At 44.9% G+C, this 296-nt stretch carries 1 protein-coding gene; it reads right to left on the minus strand.

Annotation, left to right across the window (positions count from 1 at the left end; genetic code table 11):
* Positions 1-296 (minus strand): Mu transposase domain-containing protein (locus ACT3RM_RS18290; protein WP_444511567.1); only part of this gene is annotated, 296 nt, incomplete at both ends.

Below are 296 nucleotides of genomic sequence, written 5' to 3' on the forward strand. Positions count from 1 at the left end.
CCCTTTAGAGGCATAGACACGCGCTAACGTTTGAACTAAATCGCTGCCATAGCGCAGCTCTAAACGGTTGTCATATAAACGAACAAGTAATCGGCTACCAATAAGGCGTGACGGGACGCTATAGGTAACACGTTTCAATGAAATAGTACTCGTACGTGACACCGTTAGATAATGCTCGGTGTAATTGACGCTCATCGTCTTTGGTAAAGCATGTAATTGTCGCTGCTCTACTGCGTATTTATCACTTACACGGCGATTACGGCGAGCAACAATATCGGCAACAAACGATTCATAGG

It is taken from the genome of Pseudoalteromonas sp. AOP7-A1-14 (genome assembly GCF_052376275.1).
Taxonomy (GTDB): Bacteria; Pseudomonadota; Gammaproteobacteria; order Enterobacterales; family Alteromonadaceae; genus Pseudoalteromonas.